At 70.2% G+C, this 19,929-nt stretch carries 18 protein-coding genes, 1 tRNA gene and 2 pseudogenes; 9 read left to right on the top strand and 12 right to left on the bottom strand.

The window, feature by feature from the left end; genetic code table 11:
* Nucleotides 1-36: 36 nt before the first annotated feature.
* Nucleotides 37-1,017 carry an aldo/keto reductase gene (locus ACZ6TD_RS36740; RefSeq protein ID WP_470006600.1) on the top strand — a complete coding sequence of 327 codons (981 nt, stop codon included), beginning with the start codon at nucleotides 37-39 and terminating at the stop codon, nucleotides 1,015-1,017.
* A complete protein-coding gene (locus ACZ6TD_RS36735) occupies nucleotides 1,014-3,740 on the top strand; it encodes a helix-hairpin-helix domain-containing protein (protein ID WP_471345020.1) in 2,727 nt (908 codons plus the stop codon). Before ACZ6TD_RS36740 ends, ACZ6TD_RS36735 begins: the two co-directional genes overlap by 4 nt.
* A 232-nt stretch (nucleotides 3,741-3,972) precedes the next feature.
* Here ACZ6TD_RS36735 and ACZ6TD_RS36730 read toward each other — a convergent pair whose 3' ends face one another.
* Entirely contained in the window at nucleotides 3,973-4,665 is a 693-nt protein-coding gene (locus ACZ6TD_RS36730) for a hypothetical protein (protein ID WP_471345018.1), read from the bottom strand.
* Between the two features lie 47 nt (nucleotides 4,666-4,712).
* Between ACZ6TD_RS36730 and ACZ6TD_RS36725 the strand changes: the two genes are divergently transcribed.
* Nucleotides 4,713-4,901 (top strand): DUF5703 family protein, encoded by a 189-nt coding sequence (locus ACZ6TD_RS36725; RefSeq protein ID WP_014059547.1) that lies wholly within the window; start codon nucleotides 4,713-4,715, stop codon nucleotides 4,899-4,901.
* A 180-nt stretch (nucleotides 4,902-5,081) separates the two neighbouring features.
* Here the strand turns inward: ACZ6TD_RS36725 and ACZ6TD_RS36720 are convergent, their stop codons facing one another.
* On the bottom strand, nucleotides 5,082-5,981 hold the full coding sequence (locus tag ACZ6TD_RS36720) for a chaplin family protein (RefSeq protein ID WP_471345016.1): 900 nt from the start codon (nucleotides 5,979-5,981) through the stop codon (nucleotides 5,082-5,084).
* A 410-nt stretch (nucleotides 5,982-6,391) separates the two neighbouring features.
* Nucleotides 6,392-7,729 carry a M20/M25/M40 family metallo-hydrolase gene (locus tag ACZ6TD_RS36715; RefSeq protein WP_471345014.1) on the bottom strand — a complete coding sequence of 446 codons (1,338 nt, stop codon included), beginning with the start codon at nucleotides 7,727-7,729 and terminating at the stop codon, nucleotides 6,392-6,394.
* Between the two features lie 243 nt (nucleotides 7,730-7,972).
* On the opposite strand from ACZ6TD_RS36715, the gene ACZ6TD_RS36710 reads away from it, so the two are divergent.
* Nucleotides 7,973-8,057, top strand: a tRNA-Leu gene (locus ACZ6TD_RS36710).
* Nucleotides 8,058-8,301: 244 nt separating this feature from the next.
* Here the strand turns inward: ACZ6TD_RS36710 and ACZ6TD_RS36705 are convergent.
* The 7 genes and pseudogenes from ACZ6TD_RS36705 to ACZ6TD_RS36675 form a co-directional block, all read right to left on the bottom strand.
* Nucleotides 8,302-8,652, bottom strand: a complete 351-nt coding sequence (locus ACZ6TD_RS36705) for a putative quinol monooxygenase (RefSeq protein WP_471345012.1) — start codon at nucleotides 8,650-8,652, stop codon at nucleotides 8,302-8,304.
* 3 nt (nucleotides 8,653-8,655) lie between these two features.
* The gene (locus ACZ6TD_RS36700) at nucleotides 8,656-8,982 is read right to left on the bottom strand and encodes a hypothetical protein (protein WP_471345011.1); all 327 of its coding nucleotides are present in this window, start codon (nucleotides 8,980-8,982) and stop codon (nucleotides 8,656-8,658) included.
* A 65-nt stretch (nucleotides 8,983-9,047) separates the two neighbouring features.
* Nucleotides 9,048-9,388: pseudogene (locus ACZ6TD_RS36695) on the bottom strand (transposase); the annotation flags it as partial.
* A 271-nt stretch (nucleotides 9,389-9,659) separates the two neighbouring features.
* Nucleotides 9,660-11,066 (bottom strand): M23 family metallopeptidase, encoded by a 1,407-nt coding sequence (locus ACZ6TD_RS36690; RefSeq protein ID WP_471358373.1) that lies wholly within the window; start codon nucleotides 11,064-11,066, stop codon nucleotides 9,660-9,662.
* A gap of 596 nt (nucleotides 11,067-11,662) precedes the next feature.
* Nucleotides 11,663-12,523, bottom strand: coding sequence for a F510_1955 family glycosylhydrolase (locus ACZ6TD_RS36685; protein WP_471358371.1), 861 nt, complete (start codon nucleotides 12,521-12,523; stop codon nucleotides 11,663-11,665).
* A 134-nt stretch (nucleotides 12,524-12,657) separates the two neighbouring features.
* Nucleotides 12,658-13,368, bottom strand: a complete 711-nt coding sequence (locus tag ACZ6TD_RS36680; protein WP_413098327.1) for a DUF305 domain-containing protein — start codon at nucleotides 13,366-13,368, stop codon at nucleotides 12,658-12,660.
* A gap of 86 nt (nucleotides 13,369-13,454) precedes the next feature.
* Nucleotides 13,455-13,907 (bottom strand): DUF6153 family protein, encoded by a 453-nt coding sequence (locus ACZ6TD_RS36675; protein ID WP_471345008.1) that lies wholly within the window; start codon nucleotides 13,905-13,907, stop codon nucleotides 13,455-13,457.
* Between the two features lie 133 nt (nucleotides 13,908-14,040).
* On the opposite strand from ACZ6TD_RS36675, the gene ACZ6TD_RS36670 reads away from it, so the two are divergent.
* The 5 genes and pseudogenes from ACZ6TD_RS36670 (at nucleotide 14,041) to ACZ6TD_RS36650 (ending at nucleotide 17,022) form a co-directional block, all read left to right on the top strand.
* The gene (locus ACZ6TD_RS36670; RefSeq protein WP_471345006.1) at nucleotides 14,041-14,616 is read left to right on the top strand and encodes a hypothetical protein; all 576 of its coding nucleotides are present in this window, start codon (nucleotides 14,041-14,043) and stop codon (nucleotides 14,614-14,616) included.
* Complete coding sequence (locus ACZ6TD_RS36665; RefSeq protein ID WP_262706053.1) at nucleotides 14,600-14,968, top strand: BlaI/MecI/CopY family transcriptional regulator; 369 nt, start codon at nucleotides 14,600-14,602, stop codon at nucleotides 14,966-14,968. The genes ACZ6TD_RS36670 and ACZ6TD_RS36665 overlap by 17 nt, the downstream gene beginning before the upstream one ends.
* Nucleotides 14,965-15,873 carry a M56 family metallopeptidase gene (locus ACZ6TD_RS36660; protein WP_471345004.1) on the top strand — a complete coding sequence of 303 codons (909 nt, stop codon included), beginning with the start codon at nucleotides 14,965-14,967 and terminating at the stop codon, nucleotides 15,871-15,873. Before ACZ6TD_RS36665 ends, ACZ6TD_RS36660 begins: the two co-directional genes overlap by 4 nt.
* Nucleotides 15,874-16,214: 341 nt before the next feature.
* Nucleotides 16,215-16,786 (top strand): annotated as a pseudogene (locus tag ACZ6TD_RS36655) (prolipoprotein diacylglyceryl transferase family protein).
* Nucleotides 16,783-17,022, top strand: a complete 240-nt coding sequence (locus ACZ6TD_RS36650) for a hypothetical protein (RefSeq protein ID WP_471345002.1) — start codon at nucleotides 16,783-16,785, stop codon at nucleotides 17,020-17,022. The pseudogene ACZ6TD_RS36655 and the gene ACZ6TD_RS36650 overlap by 4 nt, the downstream one beginning before the upstream one ends.
* A 160-nt stretch (nucleotides 17,023-17,182) precedes the next feature.
* On the opposite strand, the gene ACZ6TD_RS36645 is transcribed toward ACZ6TD_RS36650, so the two are convergent.
* Together ACZ6TD_RS36645 and ACZ6TD_RS36640 are read right to left on the bottom strand one after the other, a co-directional pair.
* Nucleotides 17,183-19,447, bottom strand: a complete 2,265-nt coding sequence (locus tag ACZ6TD_RS36645) for a heavy metal translocating P-type ATPase (protein ID WP_471344999.1) — start codon at nucleotides 19,445-19,447, stop codon at nucleotides 17,183-17,185.
* Between the two features lie 104 nt (nucleotides 19,448-19,551).
* Nucleotides 19,552-19,848 (bottom strand): heavy-metal-associated domain-containing protein, encoded by a 297-nt coding sequence (locus ACZ6TD_RS36640; RefSeq protein ID WP_471344997.1) that lies wholly within the window; start codon nucleotides 19,846-19,848, stop codon nucleotides 19,552-19,554.
* Nucleotides 19,849-19,929 lie beyond the last annotated feature (81 nt).

The following is a 19,929-nucleotide window of genomic DNA, read 5'->3' as shown; positions in this document are numbered from 1 at the left end:
CCACGGGCCGCTTTCCGGCCAGTAATCTCGACGTTCATGGAGCTAAGGCACCTCGGTCGCACGGGCCTGCGCGTCTCCCGGCTCGGGCTCGGCACGCTCACTTGGGGGCGGGACACCGACGAACACGACGCCGCGGATCAGCTCAAGGCGTTCTGGGAGGCGGGCGGGACACTTGTCGACACCGCGGATGTGTACGCGGACGGCGGCGCCGAATACCTCCTGGGGCAGCTTCTGGAGGGGCTGCTGCCCCGGCGTGATCTCCAGATCGCGACCAAGGCGGGCAGCGTGCCCGACCCCGACCGCCGCTTCGACGCCTCGCGCGGCCATCTGCTGGCCGCGCTGGACGCCTCCCTGGAGCGGCTGGGCACGGACTATGTCGACCTGTGGCAGGTGCACGCCTTCGACCCGTTCACCCCGCTCGAGGAGACCCTTCAGGCGCTCGACATCGCGGTGAGCAGCGGGCGGGCCCGCTATGTGGGGGTGTCCAACTTCAGCGGCTGGCAGCTCGCGAAGGCCGCCACCTGGCAGCTGGCCTCCTCGGGCGCGCACACCCGGCTGGCCAGCACGCAGATGGAGTATTCGCTGCTCCAGCGCGGTGTGGAGCGCGAGGTGCTGCCCGCCGCGCTCGACCTGGGCGTCGGGCTGCTGCCGTCCTCGCCGCTCGGCCGCGGCGTGCTCACCGGCAAGTACCGCCATACGACGCCCGCCGATTCGCGCGGCGCCTCCGAGCTCGCGGCGTTCGTCGAGCCGTATCTGGACGAGGAGGCGAGCCGGATCGTCGAGGCGGTCGCCATAGCCGCCGACGGCCTGGCGACCACCGCGCTCAATGTGGCCCTGGCCTGGGTCCGCGACCGCCCGGGCGTCACCGCCCCGATCGTCGGCGCGCGCAACGCCCAGCAGCTGAGGGCGGCGTTGTCGGCGGAGACCCTTAGTCTTCCGGACGAGATCTGCCAGGCGCTCGACGATGTGTCCGCGCCCGTGCACCGCTATCCCGATCAGGACTGGAGCACGCTGTGAGTACCGACCGCCTCGCCGGCGATGCCGCACCCGCGCCCGAGGAGGCCGACCCGAGTTCCCCGGAGCCGACGGTGCCGGCGGAGCCGGCGAACACCGGGGCCCGAGCGCCGGGTGACCCGGGCAACTCCGCTACCGCCGGGGCGGATCAGGACCGCGCCCCGGACGCCCGCGGCGAGCCCGGCGTCGCGGGCGCCCCCGCGGGGGCGGACCGGAACGACGCGGGGGCGGCCGCTGTCGCCGGACCCGCCGGGAAGGGCGGGGCCGACGAGGCAGGGGCCCCCGCCGCCGGAGCGAGCTCCCACGGCGCCCGAGGCACCGACGGCGAACAGCCCCCGGCAGGCGGGGCCGATGGGCCCGCAACGGGTGAGCGGGCCCCGTCCGCTGGGCAGGGCGGGTCCGGCGGCCCAGGAGCGCGCCGGGGTTCCGGGGACGCGGAATCGGGTCCAGACGGGGCGAGCGATGGCGCGGGAGCAGGTGCTCCCACCCCCGCCGGACAGGGCGAGTCCGGCGGTGCGGAGCCGAGCCCCCATGCCGAAAGCGCCGACCGGGAGCAGACTCCCGCCGGGCACGGCACCTCCGGCCCAGGAGCGGGCCAGGGCGGCGCCGGGGCGGGCGGCGACGCGGGCCAGGGGGCGGGAGCCGGTGCTTCCGCACCCGCCGGGCAGGACGCGTCCGGCGGTGGTGGCAAGGGGCGGCGGTCGGCGGCGGCTGAGGCGTTGGCTGCCGCCGTGCGGGCCGTGGAGAGCGGTGAGCGGTCGGCGGCGTCGTTCTTCAACGATGCCCCCGCCCCGCGTCCGGCGGCATCCGCCGCCCCCACAGCCCCCGCCGCTCACCGTGAGCGGGCCCGTGCGGCGGCCCCCGCCTCCGCGCCCGCTCCCGTACGTCCGCCGTCGGCCCGTCCGGCGCGTGGGCCGGGGGGCGAGATCCCCGGCAGCGGCGACGTCCGGGAGGTGCTCGCGGCGGGCGGGGCCCCCGAGACGCTGGCCGGGAAGGTCGCCGAAACGCTCGGTGAGCACGCCGCCGAGGCGCTGCGCGAGGATCCCTGGCGGCTGCTTGCCGTGCCCGGCGTACGCCCCGACCAGGCGGACGGATTCGCCCGCTCCCTGCTCGGCCCGGCCTGCGAGCCCGGCGACGAGCGCCGTGCGCTGGCGCTCACCGGCTGGCTGCTGGAGCGTGCCGCCCTCGAGGGGCACACCGCGCTGGAGTCCTCCGCGTTGCGCGAGGCGCTCGCCAAGGCGTCCGTGCCGGACCCGGACGAGGCGCTGCGCGCCGCGATCGCGGAGGGCGCGGTGCTGGTCTTCCAGGACGCGCTCGACGCCCCGGCGGGGGCCCGCCCCCGGGCGGCCGAGGACGAGGACGCCGAGCAGCCGGTGCGGGTGCTGCTGGGGCTGGACCGCTACGCCCTGGCGGAGGAGAGCCTGGCCGACGGCCTCGCCCGGCTGGCGAGCACCTTCGCCCCCGCACAGGACGGCGAGGCGACGACGGGCGATGCCGAGTGGGAGCGCGCGGCCGCCGCCGCGCCGTCCGCCTCCGCCGCGGAGCTCATCCGTACCGTCGCGGCCCACGGCCTGGTCGCCCACAGCGGTGGCGAGGCGGCGCGCGCCGAACCGGCGGCGCTGGTCGCCGCCGCCCGCGCCATGGGGCTGCGGGCCTACGCGGCCGCGCACGCCGAGGACGGCAGGCGGCGGCTGGCCGCGGCACTGAGCGAGGCCCCGGGCACCGGCTCGGAACCAAGCCAGGACGCGACCCCGGACGCCGCCTCGGCGGCCGTCACGGTCGCCGGGCTGCTGGCCGGCGCCGAGGGTCCCGGACGCGACGAGGAGGGCGCGCTGGCGCTCGATCTGCTCGCCGTGCTGGACGCCCCGCAGCTCGATGTGGAAACGGCCGCGATGCTGGTCGAGTCGCTGCCGGACGGCGCCCGTCTGGTGCTGAGCGGGGACCCCGGGGTGCTGTGGTCGGCCGGTCCCGGCCGGGTCTTCGCGGACCTGGTGGCGGCCCGCCGCTGCCCACAGGTCGTCTCCCGCACCCCCGACCCGGGCCCCATCGGCGAGCTGATCTCAGGCATCGGGATCGGCGAGCTCAACCAGGTGGAGGCACCCGGCAAGGAGGTCGTGATCGTGCCCGTGCGGGACGCGGGCGAGGCGGTGCACCGCACCGTGCAGCTCGTCGCCGACTCCGTCCCCCGTGCGATCGGCGTCCCGCCGGAGCAGACCCAGGTGATCACCCCGGGCCACGGCGGCGCGGCCGGCACCCGCGCGCTCAACGCCGCCTTGAAGAACCGCCTCAACCCCGGCCCCGGCCGCTTCGGCGGCTTCGATCCGGGCGACCGCGTGGCATACACCCCGGCCCCGGGCCGTACGGTGCCGGGCACCGTGGTCTCGGCGGACGCCGAGGGGCTGCGTCTGGACTGCGCGGGCACGCCGGTCGTGGTGCCGCGCGAGGAGGTCGGCGAGCTGGTGCGGCACGGCTGGGCCCTCACCGCCCACCAGGCGGCGGGTGCGCGCTGGCCCGCGGCCGTCGTGGTGCTGCCGGGCGACGCCACGGCGGGGCTGACCCGAGCCTGGGTCTACACGGCCTTCGGCCGCGGCGAGCGCCACCTGTCAGTGGTCCACGGCGCGGAGGCGGCACTGCCACGAGCGGTCGCGGAAACCCCCTTCAAGGACCGCACCACACGCCTGCGCGCCCTCCTCCAGGCCCAGGTCCCACCCGCACCCGCCGGCTGACCGACGGGCCCCGGGCCAGGACCCGCCCCGTAATGGACCCCCGGGCCGCCCGACCTCGCGGTCAGACGATCCGGGGCCGTGATCCAGGCCGGGCGATCCGGGGCCGAGTGATCCGGACCGGAGCGGCCCCACACCAAGCGGTCCGGAACCGAGCAGCCCAAAGCGAAACGGTCCCGGACCGAGCGATCCGGGACCGGCGGGTCCGGAGCCGAGCGGTCCCGACTCCCCGACCTCAGCTGCCCGGCTCCAGGACCTCCAGGTCGTCCTCGTCTTCGTCCTCGAGTTCCTCGTCGTCCTCGAGCTCCTCGTCGAAGACCGAGCTCACGTCGAAGCGGCACACGACCATATGCGGATCCGCCTGGTCGAAGGGGGCGGAGAGCCACTCCCCCGGTTCCGGGGGCTCCTCGGCCGCCACCACCCAGAGCGTGGAGTCGCCCTCCTCCAGCCCGAACTCCTTGTGCCGAGAGGCGATCTCGTCCGGCTCGAACTCACCGAAGACCACCCCCAGGGCGCTGTGCACGCTCTCCCCGGCGGCCGCCCCGCCGCCCTGCTTGTCGTTCCCCGTGTCGATGTCCGGATCCAGGTCGGCGATCCGCTGCGCCTGCGAGAGCAGTCGCTGCGGTTCGGCGACGACATAGTCCCTGCGGATCAGCACGCTCAGCGCGCTCGGCTCCTCCGGCCCGGCGTAGGCGGGGAGGCGGTCGTCACCAGGGATCTCGAAGGGCGTCACCTCGTCGTAGGCGTCATAGAGCAGCTCGTCGTAGACCTCGGCTGCCGCGGCCAGTTCGTTGAACGCGGCGTAGACGGCCGGATCGCCTTCCCCCGACCGGCGTTCGACAGCGTCGAGGTGACGATCCAGTGCGGCTTTCACCGCTTCGGCGGCGGCACGTACCTCGGCAGCGGATGGCTGCGCAGCATCAGACATAGTGCAGACGCTATCCGTAGCAGGGCAGTTCCCGCACAATAGATGCGATGCCGGAATACGAATTCTGTGATGTGTATGTGCCGCGCGGCGTTTCCCGCAAGGCCACTACCCGCCTGCTCACCGACCATGCCGAGTACGGACACTGGGAGTTGGATCGCTTGAGACTCAACCCCGACGGCAGCCGCAGAGTGCGATTGCGGCGCCGGATCATCCGCCAGCTTCGGGCGACCTGGTAGCGGACCGGGACATGACCGAGCGGGCCCCGCCGACTGCGGGGCCCGCCCAGAGTGACGCCACGGTCACCCGGTGCATGAGACCCGGTGTGTGATGCGCGGCGTGTGAGGTGCGGTGCACGGTGTGTGGTGCGGTGGGGCCACCACCCGGCACCGGTCAGCGCCCCTCGGCGCGAGGTGTGATCAGCGCTGTGCGGCGCGGGCCCGGCGGTAGAGCACCGTGCCCGCGAGCAGCATGCCCGCGGCGGCCGGGATGGCCAGCTCGACGGGGCCGGCGCCGGTGTGCGCCAGCTGCTCCTTGCTGCCGAGGTTCGCGGACGGGTCGAGGCCGTGGGCTCCCGCGTGCTCGGCCTGGTGGCCCTGCGGGGAGTCTCCGGGCTGTTCCGAGCCACCACCGGGGTTCGAACCCCCCGGGTTGCTCGGCTTCCCGGGGTTACCGGGGTTGCCCGGGTTACCAGGCTGACCCGGGTTTCCGGGGTTCCCCGGGTTGCCAGGGTTACCCGGGTTCCCGGGGTTACCCGGATTGCCAGGGTTCCCGGGGTTCCCCGGATTCCCGGGGTTCCCAGGGTTGCCCGGATTCCCGGGATTCCCCGGGTTGCCAGGCTCTCCCGGCTCCCCCGGGTTCTCCGGTACCGCCGGTACCGTCTCCCCGCAGTCGCCACCGTCACTGCTGTTCCCGGACCCGACCGCGCTGATGTTGTTCCCGCACACATTGACCGGAACGCCGATCGGGGCCTGGACGTTGTTGCCGGAGCCGATGCCCGACGAGCCGCCGCTGCTGCCCTGCGCCTGCGAGCCGCCGGACTGGGCGCCGCCGCCTCCGGACGAGCCGCCCGAGCCGCCGCCGGACCGGTCGCCGCACTGCGCGCCGTTGAAGACGCCGATGACGCTCACCGTGTTTCCGCACAGGTTCACCGGCACATGCACCGGGACCTGGATGTTGTTGCCCGAGACGACGCCCGGCGAGTAGGCGGCGCCACCGTCGGCGCCCGAGCCCGCCGCGTGGGCATAGCCGCCGGTCACGGCGAGAACGCCGCTGGCCGCGGCTACGGTGATCAGGCCCTTTTTCGCAACCTGTCGCATAACTTTCTGCTCCCCTAGCCTTCCGTCCCGGCCGGAGCGCGCGCGGGCGATCTCGCCCGCACCCCCATCCCCGGGCGGCTCCGGAGCGCGCACGCTCCGAAACCGCCCGGGATCACACCCCGGTGGACCGTGACCCGATGTCACGTGATCGATGCGGTAGTTGCCGAAGGCGGGGCACAGCACCCACCCCCTTGTCGGCATCGCGACCCGGTTACGAGCCGCACACACCATGTAACGAGGAGGGAGCAATCAAGCTATCAAGCTACGACACCATTCACCCTTTTTGGTCCCTTCGGTATGTGTGATCGATTAGGCCGATCGTGTCAGCCCCTCAGCGGGCCCAGCAGCCCCCTCAGCAGGCTCAGCCCCTCAGCAGGCTCAGCAGGCTCAGCAGCAGACCCAGTAGGCCCTCAGCAGGCGTCCAGGAACCGGTCCAGCACCCGCACACCGAACTTCAGCCCGTCCACCGGCACCCGCTCGTCGACCCCGTGGAACATCCCGGCGAAGTCCAGCTCCGGGGGCAGCCGCAGCGGCGCGAAGCCGAAGCAGCGGATGCCGAGGTCGTCGAAGGACTTCGCGTCCGTACCGCCCGAGAGGCAGTACGGCACGGCGCGGGCGATCGGGTCCTCGGCCTTCAGCGCCGACTGCATCGCCTCCACCAGCGCCCCGTCGAAGGTGGTCTCCAGCGCCTTGTCCGCGTGCACGTCCTCCCGCTTGACCCGCGGGCCGAGGATGCGGTCGAGGTCGGCCAGGAACTCCTCCTCGAACCCCGGCAGGAAGCGCCCGTCCACATGCGCCGTGGCCTGCCCCGGAATGACGTTGACCTTGTAGCCGGCGCTGAGCATGGTCGGGGCGGCGGTGTTTTGGAGCGTGGCCCCGATGATCTTCGCGATGCCGCCCAGCTTGGCGAGCGTCTCGTCCATGTTCTCCGGGTCGAGCGGGGTGCCGAGGGCGTCGGACAGCTCGTCCAGGAAGGACCGTACGGTCTTGGTGACCCGCACCGGGAACTTGTGCCGCCCGAGCCGCCCGACCGCCTCGGTCAGCTCGGTGATGGCGTTGTCGTTGTTGGTCATCGAGCCGTGACCCGCGGTGCCGTCCACCGTGAGCCGCATCCAGTGCATGCCCTTCTGCGCGGTCTCGATCAGATAGAGCCGCAGCTGCTCGTTGACGGTGAAGGAGAAGCCGCCGACCTCGCCGATCGCCTCCGTCACGCCCTCGAAGAGCTCGGGGTGGTTGTTGACCAGGTGCTTGGCCCCGTAGACCCCGCCCGCCTCCTCATCGGCGAGGAAGGCCAGCACGATGTCGCGCGGGGGCTTGCGGCCGCTGCGCAGCCGCTCCCGCACGACCGCGAGCGTCATCGCGTCCATGTCCTTCATGTCCACCGCGCCCCGGCCCCAGACGCAGTCGTCCACGATCTCGCCGGAGAAGGGGTGGTGGGTCCAGTCCTCGGCATTGGCCGGTACGACGTCGGTGTGGCCGTGGATGAGCAGCGCGGGACGGGACGGATCCTCTCCCTCGATCCGTGCCACGGTCGACGCCCTGCCCTTGTGCGACTCGAAGATCTTGGGCTCGAGCCCCACCTCGGCCAGCTTCTCGGCGACGTACTCGGCGGCCGCGCGCTCACCGGGGCCGGAGTGGTCGCCATAGTTACTGGTGTCGATCCGGATCAGGTCACGGCAGAGGTCGACCACCTCGTCCTCGCCCTTGACCGTCCCGGTCGTCGTCGCGCCCGAAAGCGACTCACTCACGATGCCTCCTCGTCGTTGCGCTGCCGCGGAACGCCCTGCCACGGACCCCGCGGCAGGGGTCACCCGCCCATCCTCCTCCGCTCGCCCGCCCAGCCCAAGGCGGCAATACCGCCGTCATGCCCCCGTCACACAGCCCGCCCACCCGGCCACCCCCGGGGCACCACCGGCCGTGATCGAGCACGTCCCGATGTTTGCTATGGTTTTCCCTGTCGGAACGGCCACGGGCCGACCGGCGGACACCTGGTCCGGGTGGCGGAATGGCAGACGCGCTAGCTTGAGGTGCTAGTGCCCTTTATCGGGCGTGGGGGTTCAAGTCCCCCCTCGGACACAGACCATATTCCCACCTTGTGCGGGTCGAGCTGAGCCTCGGCTCGCACAAGCTGTTTTCCGGGCTCGTAGATCAGCTTGAGCCCGAGCTGCTGGGACATCGGGGGGTGTGGACTCCTGAAGATCGGTGCGGTGGTCGGAGGCTACAACGTGGTGACATCGTCGACGACGCTCCCAGAGGACAAGATGTCCGGGCTGGGACGTCTGTGGCGGTGCCGACGCGATCCAGCCTTGATGCCGGTGTCTCAGGCCCGGGGATCTCTCTCGTTGAGTACGTCGAACTTGCGTACCTCATTGCGCATGTGCGGGCCCCACTTGGTGAAGAGCGCCATGACCTCCGGTGTGGCAAGGTGCCGATCGAGCGCCTCTTGGGACGCCCATTGCTCGAGCACCGTGACGGTTCCGGCCGCCGCGTCCTCCACACAGAACGAGATCAGCACGTTTCCCGGGTTCGCCGCAGCGATCGGGTAGGTCGCCTGCGCCTCGGCGATAAACGTTTCGATGTCGCCGACAGGGACGAAGACCCGGCCGGCAACGATGATGGCCGTCTGCTCGGTGTCCGCGATGGCGGCCGCCTTGTCCTGGAGCGCATTCATTTCTCATCCTTCGTGTTCCGGTGCGGAGCCGGACCGGCCCGCCTCGATGACGCCGTGCGCAGTCTGAGAGCCACGGCGCAGCCCGTGCAAGGTAAACCCTGACATCAGCGTCAGGTGCAAGAGCCAGTTGAGCGGTGCGGAAGTGGTCGGTTGTTCTCCAGTGCGGTTTTGCGATCTATCCAGTGGGTTCGTCGGCGGTTCGGCGGCGGCAGTGGCTGCGCCGGGCTGTTGCCTGATGGCGTCTGCGCCAGCCTGACTCTTGGCGGCCTGGAAGCACTCCTCGACGCTCCAGCGGACACCGGCGACGCGGACCAGTTCGGCCAGCGTCACCGCGATAGGTGACCAGCACAAGCAGAAGGCGAGTTCACCGGTGGTCCGGTTCCGGCGGATCAGCAGACCTGGCTGTTCGCGATGCGTCCCGCGGTGCCGGTGTACTGCCGCCGCACACCTGCCGAGGCGTGGCCCTTCTTTAGAAAGCCGGTCTCGTCGACGACGCGAACTCCGCCGTCGGTGCCGAGGTGTTCGGCGGCGTAGGAGCGGATGTCGTCACGGACGGCGTCGGCGTCCCAGCGGGCATAGCGCAACAGACGCTGCAGGGTCCGGGCCGGGCATGGCCGGCCTGTTCTGCCAGCCGCCAGCAGTTCTCGCGTTCGGCACCCGAGAGCAGTCCGAGCAAATAGGCACGGGCGGTTGCCCGGGGTTCCACGCGCCCGAACCGGCCCGCGATCCGGGCCATGACCTGGTCGACCATCGCCCGCCAGCGGGCAGGTTCTACGCTATGGCCTGCGGCCACCGCACGATCTCCAGGGTCCACACAACCCCCGATGATCACCGGTGGGCATACCCGTTCCCAGCCGGGACCGCGACAAGATCGCGAAACCAGACTGGAGTACTGGCTGATAGGTCCTTGGCCCAGGGGGGGGCGGGCACCACAGGGTGCCCGCCCCGCCGGGAGTTGCGGTATCGGTTGCGACGGGTGCGGTTCGCCAGAGCCGCGCCCATCGCTGTTATGTGGGGTCGAGGCCGTGGCCGCGAAGCCAGGTCAGAGGATCTATCGCATCACCGCCGCCGGGATGCACTTCAAGATGCAGGTGTGGCCCCGACGAATTGCCCGAGCTTCCGGCGTAGGCGATGACCTCTCCCGCCTTGACCTGGCCGGCCCGGATTTTGGCACTGGCAAGGTGGCAGTACCAGGTCTCGGTGCCATCGGGAGCGCTGACGATGACCATGTTTCCGTAGAACGGATTCCATTTGGCTTCGACCGTGCCGTCGGTGACGGCCATCACCGGGGTGTTCATGGGCACGGGGAAGTCGAGTCCGGTATGTCGGCTCGACCACATGGAGCCGGCCGCTCCGAACAGTTCGCCGACTCCTCGCTGTGCAACGGGAAGAGCGAACTTCGGGCGGAGCGCCTCCTTGCGTGCCGCTTCCGCCTTTCTGTGTGCGGCTTCGGCCGCCTTGCGCCTCTGCTCCTGCAGTTGACGTTGCTTGAGATCGATACGTTGCTGCGTACGGCTGGCGCGATCGGCGAAGTCATCTGCGCCACGTGTCACACCGGCGAGTTGCGCGTCGAGCTTGCCGTTGGCGGCCGATGGCTCGATGGCCGGTGCCGTGTCCGGGGCGGCTTGTGCGGCCTTCTCATCCTGGTCGTCGACGCTGACGGAGACGGCCGCCGCCCCTGTGATGGCCATAACGACAGCGGACGGAACGGCGACGGTCAGGAGCGCGGATCGCCGGGCGGACGCGCGGCGATGACGGACGTCGGCTCGGCACGGTCCGGGAGAGGCAGCCCCCGCATCCTCGGTGGCGTCCTGGACATGCCCTGCCTGGCAGGGCGACTCGTCGGCCTGAGCGGAAAGGAAGTTCGGTGATGCAGGAGAGCCGCGGGAAGCATCCCAATCCGCAGAGGTGCCCGTGCTCCACGTCTGCGTCTGCGTCTGCGTCTCGTACTCATCGAGGCATGCTGTGGAGTGGACTCCATCGCGCCATTGGCCGGTGGAGTCCTCCCACTGGGCTATGTGCCCGCTCGGGTCTGCCGGGCCGGGGCCGACCGCGGGTGAGTTCATCCCCTCATGGCCGGGGGCGTCCCACATCGTGGTGGGGCCGTAGCCGTGGGTGTTGTACGACAGCCGATGGGCGGACTCGCCGTAAAGGGCGGCCGTGGTGCCATACATGCTGGGCATCGCGCCGAACAGCGGGTCCTCGTCGTCGTAACCGCTAGGTGTCACACCGCCGTGCTGGGCACCACCGTGGTAGGGATCGTAGATCCCATACGCGGTGTCGGGGGCGTGACCGGTCTCGTCCGGGGCCCAGTCCCCCGACGACTGTCGCTCGTTAACCACTGGCTTCTCTTCTGTCCTGGCAGTAGGAGCACCGGTCGCGACGGTGTTCGAGCGGTACCCGGCATCGGTCATCGTCAACGGGTCTCAGTACTCCAGCGCAGCCATCCCCTCGTGAGCAGGCGCCTGAGGTGGGAGCGTCTCAGAGCGAGGCCGCAGATCCGCCGCACGGCTAATCTACTTAACAATATAGGGGATGATTGAAGCGGGGTGGTTGGGCGGGGACGACCCGCACCGATGCTGCTCTTGCCTGGCCTGGCCGCGATTCCTGGCCCGGTCGGCGAGACGTCGGCCCTCTACCGGTCAGGGCGATGTATCGGGCCTCGTCTCGGCGGTGGTGCACTGTGGCGGATATCGCTGCCGGCTGTGCTCGATGAACCGGTTATAGCGGCCCTGAAGACCCGGTTCATCAGCACCGCGGTAGGCCAGTGCCAGTCCGAGCGGGCGTTTGCCCTTCTGTAGCAGATAGCGGACGACTTCCCTCGGGGACGATCTCGTGATGCGCTTCCCGCGATGAGAGCTTATGTGCGAGGTCCATGCAGTAAGCGGTGCGGGTCGCCTGCCGAGGGAGGCAGGAATCCGTGGGAAATGGCCGGCGCCCGTCGATATCGAGACCGCGCCTGCGGCCACGGCAGCAGTGTCGGCGCGGCCGATATGGCGTTGGGTCGGGGTCAGTGGCCGCCGCTCGACTCGACGGCGAGGCGCTTGGTGAAGGTCTTGCCGCCGTCCTTTGACTCGTACACGCCGTTCTGGGTCGCGGCCAGGATGTGCCCGGTGCCGACGGCGGTGAGGGCCTGGGGCTGTCCGCCGGGGACGGTGGCGAGCTTCTTCCATGTGGCGCCGCCGTCGGTGCTGTGGCTCAACTTGCCGGAGGTATCGATGCCGTAGAGGGCGTTCTTGGCCTTCCAGGAGAGGAAGGCCATCACCGGCTGCTTGCCCTTGGCGAAGGTCGTGCTGCCGTCGGTACTGCGGGCGACGCCTTCCGCGGTGGTGGCGAGGACGAGGTCGGCGTTGTCCGGGTCGACCGCGATATCGAGCGCTTGGAGGGTCGCTCCGTCCTTCCAGGTGGTGCCGTTCTTGCTGGTGCGGAGCAGGCCGCCGGTGGAGTCGTAGCCGTAGACGGTGCCGTGTGCGTAGTCCAGCGCGTGGAAGTCGGACTTCCCCGAGAGGGAGAGCGACTTCCAGGTCCTGCCCGCGTCGGTGCTCTTGATCAGTCCCTTGTTGCCGGGGCCGTCCGTTCCGGAGGCGGGGTGGCCGCTGGCGTAAAAGGTCTTGCCCTGGGCCACCGTGAAGCCCATGAAGTCGTCCTTGCTGCTGCCCACCAGCTTGGGATCGCCCTTGGAATCGGGGGTGTAGATGCCTTCGTGGGTCGCGACGTACAGGCGCTGGTCGGACGGGTCCAGCCCGAGTCCGTGGATGTGACTGACCGTGGTGACGGCGGGGGACGAGTCCGTGTCGCCGTCACCGCTGGAGCAGGCGGCCAGCGTGAGCCCGACGGCGACGGCGGTGGCTGCCTGGACGGCGCGGTGCATCTTCATGAGTCCTCGGGAATCGTGGGGGCGGGCCGAGGCATGACTGCGTGCGGCCCACAAGTAGGGGGAGGGGGCGACCGCCCCGGGCTCCCGGAGTGACCGGCTGAGCCCGGAGCGGTCGGTGTGCGATCGGATCAGAGCTTGTCGAGGATGCCCTGGAGCTGCTTGACCTCGGCGGTCTGGCCCTTGACGACATCGTCGGCGAGCTTCTTCGCGGTGGCGTTCTTGCCGCTCTTCTGCTCGTTCTTGGCCATGTCGATCGCCCCGTTGTGATGGTCGATCATCATCTGCGCGAACATCTTGTCGAAGTCCGTGCCCTTGGCGGCCTTCAGCTCCTTCATGTCCTTGTCGGACATCATCCCGGCCATACCCGAGTCGTCGGAGCCGCTGGAGCCGTGATCCATACCGGGCATGCTGCTGTCGGAGCCGTGGTCCATGCCGGGCATGCTGTCGCCGGACTCGGGCTTGCCCCATGCCTTGAGCCAGGACTTCATCTTCTTGATCTCGGGATCCTGGGCCTTTTCGATGTCCCCGGCGAGGGTCTTGATCTTGGCGTCCTCGGCGCGGTCGTCGGCGAGCTTGGACATCTCGACGGCCTGCTCATGGTGGGGGATCATCATCTGCGCGAACTTCACGTCCGCGTCGTTGAACGTGCCCGGTGCGGGGTTCTCCCCGGTGGTCGCGCTCGCCGAGGCGGAGCTCTTGCTCTTGCTCCCGTGGTCCATGCCACTCATGTCGTCGTCGTTGCCACAGGCGGCGAGGACCAAGCCCGCCGCGGCGACGGTGCTGACGAGTGCGATGCGGCGGACGCGCGGACGGAGCGTGCTGCGCTTGATGGCGGTCATGTCGAAAACCTCGTGGTGTCTGTTCTGTGGAAAGGCTGGCGAACGGGTGGCGTGGGCAGCGCGAGCCGCCCACGGTGGCGTTCGGCCTAGATCCGCAGGACTGACAGTTGAGCGAGGTCAGGCGGTCTGGGCGGAGGGGGATTGGGGCGCAGGGCCGCCACGGCGCCATCGCGAAGCCGTGCCAGCCAGTCCGTCCCGCGGCTCAGGACCGCGCGGAGAAGACCGGCGAGAATCCACGTGCCGAGCACGGCCACGCACAGCGAGGCCATGTCCATCCCCATGGCCGGGGAGTGGGAGGACGCCTTGCCGTCCTGATGGGAATCCGAAGAGTGCGAGGAGACGACAACGGCCTGCGGCGAGGACATGCCGCCGCCTGGGTGGGCGGTCGTGGCCGATGTGTGAGCCGCTCCCATGCTCGTGTCGGCGGCGCTGTCGGGATGACCCATCGAGTGCATCACGAAAATGCCCATCGCGAGCACGACGACGAGCAGCAGGTGCCCGAGGGCACCTGCAGTTCGTACGTATCGGCTCACATGCACGTCGTGGCTCCGTCTGTGGTCGCTTCGCCCTCCGACAGTACCGAAGCGGACCGGATCATGCTGTGCGGGTCGGGCATTGGAGGCAATCTACTAAGCTGTTTGGCAGTAATGGTAACGGCAGAGAGGCTGGCGCATGCGTACGTGGACGCCACGTCAGTGGGTGGTGGCGGTGGCCGTGGCCCTCATCGCCGGTGTCGCGATCGGTGTGCCGACCGGAGTCGTACCCACGCCCTTCTACACCCGGATGACCCCGGTGCTGTGGTGGAACTATCCGGTCTGGGTGGCGTCATCGCTCCTCATGGGGCTCCTGGTGGCGACATACGTGGGCGAGCCTCCGGCCGCGCGGACCGACGGGCCGCGAGGGCGTCGGGCGCTGCTCGCGGGCGTGCTCTCCGCGTTCGCCGTCGGCTGCCCGATCTGCAACAAGCTGGTGGTGCTGGCTCTCGGGGTGAGCGGAGCGCTGTCGTACTGGGCCCCCGCACAGCCGGTCCTGGCCGTGGCCTCGCTGGCGTTGCTCGTACACGCTCTGGTGAGGCGTCTGCGTACGGCCGCCGCGTGCCCCGTGCCGACGGCATCCTCAGGGCGGGGTACGGAAGAGCTCCGGAGCACAGAAGAGCTCCAAGGCTCCGACCACTACGATGAACGCTCACTGGTACCGGAGGGTTCGCGTTTCGGGGGCGAGGGGAGCGATCGTGCGGCAGCTGGGTGAGCTCGAGGCGGAGATCATGCACCGCCTGTGGGCCTGGGGGCGGCCGGCGACCGCACGCGACGTACTGACAGACCTCAGCAAGAAGCGGCCCATCGCCTACAGCACCGTCAAGACCGTGGCCGACATTCTGCACAGCAAGGGCATGCTGAAACGGCACAAGGAGGGGCGGGCCTGGGTGTACGAGCCCACGTGCACCCGGCAGCAGTACACCGCGTCGCAGATGCAGGAAGCCCTCGGCGGCAACCCGGATCCGGCCGGAACCCTGGTCAGTTTCATCGAACAGATCACACCGGAAGAGGCAGACGCACTACGCTCGGCCCTCCGAGCGGCCAAAAAGCGGAGCGATGCGTGATCACAGCTGTGGCGCTGGCCGGATACGCGGCCCTGGTGGGCGCCGCGGCGCCACCTCTGCTCTCCCGAGCCCGGTGGACCCACCGTGCTCCGGTCAGCGCGGTCCTCGCATGGCAGGGACTCATGGCGACGTTCGTCGTCGCCACCGCGCTCACGGTGTACCACCTGGTCCTCACCGAGCAGCATGTGCACGACGGCCTCGTCGGGTTGCTCACCGCCTGCGGGATCGGCGCCGACGCCCCTGCGGCCGGGTCCGCGCCCACGCTCGGGGACGCCCTGGCGCTCGCCGCTCCCGCCGTGATCGTGCTCTTGCCCTTCGGCTGGCTCGTACGGTGCGCCTGGCGGGCGCGCCGGGCGCGGCAGCAGCACCTCGACATGCTCGCCCTGATCGGCGAGCCCGCCCCCGGATACGCCGCCACGGTCGTGGACCACGGGGCCCCGGCCGTCTACTGCCTGCCCGGACGCCATCGCCGTGTCGTCGTCACCCGGGGCGCCCTCGAGGTTCTGTCCGAGGCGCAGATGCGTGCCGTACTGGAGCATGAGCGCGCTCATATCGAGGGCCGGCACCACCTGCTCCACCTGCTCGTCGACGCGTTCTCCCGCGCCTTTCCCGGCCTGCCGCTCGCCCGGCACGCCAAGGAGCAGACCGCGCTGCTGGTGGAGATGATCGCGGACGACAGGGCCCTGCGATGTCACTCCAGGGATGTGCTGGCGACCGCACTGTGTGAGGTGGCGGCCGGCCAGGCGCCGCAAGCGGCTCTGGGTGCCGGTGGGCAGGGGGCCCTCATCCGGCTGCGCCGCGTCCTCACGCCGCAGCCCCGGCCGCATCGTGTGACATGGCTGGGTGTCGTGGCGGCCACTATCGCGGCTCCGCTGCTGCCACTGCTGGTGGCCTGCGGGCCCTGATCTCACCAGCCCCGCCCCACTCCTGTCCCGCACCTCCCGGGAGCCCCGGCCCGCCTTCCTGTCAGCGCCAGGGGCGCCGCTCGAGCAGAGACTCCCGGTTAGTGAGGTGCTGACGACAGCATACTGCTATGCCGCTTAGCAGCCAGTAGCGGGGTAGATCCGCACGGGGCTGCCTCGTCAGGGCGGCGACGATGCGTGTGACGGACGGGGTGCCGTGCTGATCATTGCCGTGCGGGCGTGCGCACCGGCGGGTATTCATGGCGCACCTTCAGGGTGCTTTGCCTGGCGTGATCCAGTCGAATTCTGCTAAGTAGCTTAGCGGCTTCGCTTATGCTGTCCGCATGCAACTCGCTTACCTGCCCAGTCCGGCGCAAGGAGTCGTACACCTGGGGCCGCTGCCTCTGAGGGCGTACGCCTTCTGCATCATCCTGGGCATCTTCGTGGCCGTGTGGCTCACTCGAAGGCGTTGGGCCGCCCTCGGGCGCGACCGCCATGAAGTCGACGACATCGCTATCTGGGCCGTCCCGTTCGGCATCGTCGGCGGCCGTCTGTACCACGTGATCACCAGTCCCGACGCGTACTTCGGCGAAGGCGGCGACCCGTGGAAGGCGCTGCGGCTCTGGGAGTGCGGACTGGGCTCTGGGCCGGCCGGCGATTCGCCATGAAGCAGGGCCAGACCTTCGCCCTCTACGCCGCCGCGTACGCAGTCGGCCGCTTCTGGATCGAGTACCTGCGCATCGACGAGGCCCATACCTTCAGTGGGCTCCGCCTCAACGACTGGACCTCGATCGCTGTCTTCTCCGCAGCCGTCGTCGTCCTCCTCCGTTCGGCGAGGCGAGACGAGGGCGACGACTCGGCGGACTCCGGCACCGTATCCGCACAGCCTGCCCCGGAAGAGAGAGCCGTGGTATGACCAAAGAAGCGCACAAGATCAAGGTGGGCCGACTGCACACCCGCTCCCGGACCTCCCGGATCGTAGGGTGGGCCCTTCTCGTGCTCAGCTTGATCACACTCGTGGTCAATTGGATCGAGGAGTTCACCGATGCCGTGACAATCCTCCCGGGTGGCCATTCACCCTTCTATCTGGCAGGAAGCATTTTCGTCGTTGTCGTCGGGGCATGGCGGGCCGGTGTCTTCGACGCCACATAGGGTCGCGACTACCTCGCAGAGCACAACCCGGTGGATACAGCTGAGGACGGCCGAGCCGAGGCCGACGTTCGCCTCGACGACGAGGTGCCCGGTCCACCGACCGGGCACCCCTGGTGGGCGATGCTGTGTACGCGCCCCTGTTATGTGTGGTGTGCGCGCCTCATGTGAAGGACCGCAGCCGCAGGCTGTTGGTCACCACGAAGACCGAGGAGAACGCCATCGCGGCGCCCGCGATCATCGGGTTGAGCATGCCGGCGGCGGCCAGCGGCAGGGCGGCGACGTTGTAGCCGAAGGCCCAGAAGAGGTTGCCCTTGATGGTGCCCAGGGTCTTCCGGGAGAGCCGGATCGCGTCCGCGGCCACCCGGAGGTCCCCGCGTACGAGGGTGAGGTCGCCCGCTTCGATCGCCGCGTCCGTGCCCGTTCCCATGGCCAGGCCCAGGTCCGCGGTGGCGAGGGCGGCCGCGTCGTTGACACCGTCGCCCACCATCGCGACCGTACGGCCTTCGCCCTGAAGGCGCTTGATCACCTCCACCTTGTCCTGCGGCAGGACCTCGGCGATCACCTCGTCGATGCCGACGGCCCTGGCGACCGATTCGGCGACGGCCTGGTTGTCGCCGGTCAGCAGCACCGGCCTCAGGCCCAGTCTCCGCAGCTCGGCCACCGCCTCGGCGCTGGTCTCCTTGACCGCGTCGGCGACGGTGAGCACCCCCCGCGCCTCGCCGTCCCAGGCGACGGCGACCGCCGTACGCCCCTCGGCCTCCGCGGCGGCCTTGGCCTCGGCCAGCTCCCGGGGCAGTTCGATCGCCCACTCCCGCAGGAGCTGCTCGCGCCCGACGAGCACCGCGTGCCCATCGACGACACCCTGGACTCCGAGACCGGCGACGTTCTCGAAGTTCTCCGGCACGGGGAGGCTTCCGGCTCGCGCGATGGCTCCGGCGGCGATCGCCTGGGCGATCGGGTGTTCGGAGGCGTACTCCAGCGAACCCGCAAGCCGCAGCAGTTCCTCCTCGTCCACCTCCGGCGCGCGGAAGACGTCCTGAAGCCGCATCCGGCCCGTGGTCACGGTCCCGGTCTTGTCGAGGACGACGGTGTCCACGCGGCGGGTGGACTCCAGAACCTCCGGTCCCTTGATCAGGATGCCGAGCTGGGCGCCACGTCCGGTGCCGACCATGAGGGCGGTCGGTGTCGCGAGCCCGAGTGCGCAGGGGCAGGCGATGATCAGCACCGCGACGGCCGCAGTGAAGGCGGCCGTGGCGTCGCCGGTGACGAACAGCCAGGTCAGCAGGGTGCCCAGGGCGATGAGGAGGACGACGGGGACGAACACGCCGGAAATCCGGTCGGCGAGGCGCTGCACCTCGGCCTTGCCGTTCTGGGCGTCCTCGACGAGCTTCGCCATCCGGGCGAGCTGAGTGTCGGCGCCGATCCGGGTGGCCTCGACGACCAGCCGTCCACCGGCGTTCACCGTGGCACCTGTGACGGCCGAGCCGACCGTCACGTCCACCGGTACGGACTCACCGGTCAGCATGGAGGCGTCCACGGCCGAGTTGCCCTCGACGACAGTGCCATCGGTGGCGACCTTCTCGCCGGGCCGTACGACGAAGCGGTCGCCGACGGCCAACTGCCGCACGGGAATGCGTACTTCCTTGCCGTTCCGCAACACCGAGACGTCCCTCGCGCCCAGCTCCAGCAGGGCCTTCAGCGCCGCGCCCGCCTTGCGCTTGGACTTCGCCTCCAGATAGCGCCCGGCGAGGATGAACGTGGTCACACCGGCCGCGGCCTCCAGATAGATGGAGGAGGAGCCGTCGGAGCGGGAAATGGTGAACTCGAATCCGTGGCGCATGCCCGGCATCCCGGCATGCCCGAAGAACAACGCCCATACCGACCAGCCCAGGGCGGCGAGCGTTCCGATCGACACCAGCGTGTCCATGGTCGCGGCACCGTGACGGGCGTTCGTCCAGGCGGCCTTGTGGAAGGGGAACGCGCCCCAGACCACGACCGGAGCCGCCAACGTCAGCGACAGCCACTGCCAGTTGTCGAACTGCAGGGCCGGGATCATCGCCATCAGGACGACGGGCGCGGAGAGTGCCAGTGACACGAGCAGGCGCTGTCGCAGCGACGCCGACTCGTCATCGGCCGCGGCGGGCCCGGATGTCGCTTCCTCTCCGCTCGGGGGCGCGGGAGGCAGCGGCTCCTCGGCGGTGTAGCCGGTCTTCTCGACGGTGGCGATGAGGTCGGTGACCGCGATCCCGTCCGCGTACGAGACCTTCGCCTTCTCCGTGGCGAAGTTGACGGTCGCCGTAACGCCTTCCATGCGGTTGAGCTTCTTCTCGATGCGGGCCGCGCACGAGGCGCACGTCATACCGCCGATGGCGAGTTCGACCTCAGCGGCGGGCGTCAACGTCTTTTCGGGAACCGTGCTGGTCATGAAGGTTCTCCTGGGGAGGGCCGGGACGCACGGCGTCCGTATCAGCGGAGCGATACGTCCCGGCGGGAAGGAATTCGCGTTCCTGAGGGAAGTGGCGGAGTGCGTCAGGCAGTGCCGACGAGCTCGTACCCGGCCTCGTCGACAGCGGCGCGGACGGCCTCCTCGTCGAGCGGAGCACCGGAGGTGACGGTCACCTCACCGGAGGCGGCGACGGCCTTGACCGCGGTGACGCCGTCGAGCGCGGATATCTCCTGCGAGATCGCGCCCTCGCAGTGGCCGCAGGTCATGCCGGACACCTTGTACACGGTGGTGACGCCGACGCTCTGGACGTCGGCCGTGGTGCCGGAGCCGCAGGAACCATCGGAACTGCAGCAGGAGCCGGAGTTCGGTTGTGAGGTCATGGCTTCTCCTCGGGGTGTCGTTGCATGCGGTCGTCTGCCAGGGGGCGCGTTCCCTTGCCCCCCAACGACACTCAATATACC

It is taken from the genome of Streptomyces yongxingensis, from assembly GCF_055597465.1.
Note: the sequence above shows the minus strand (reverse complement) of the source record. Positions and strands in the feature narration are given on the sequence as shown.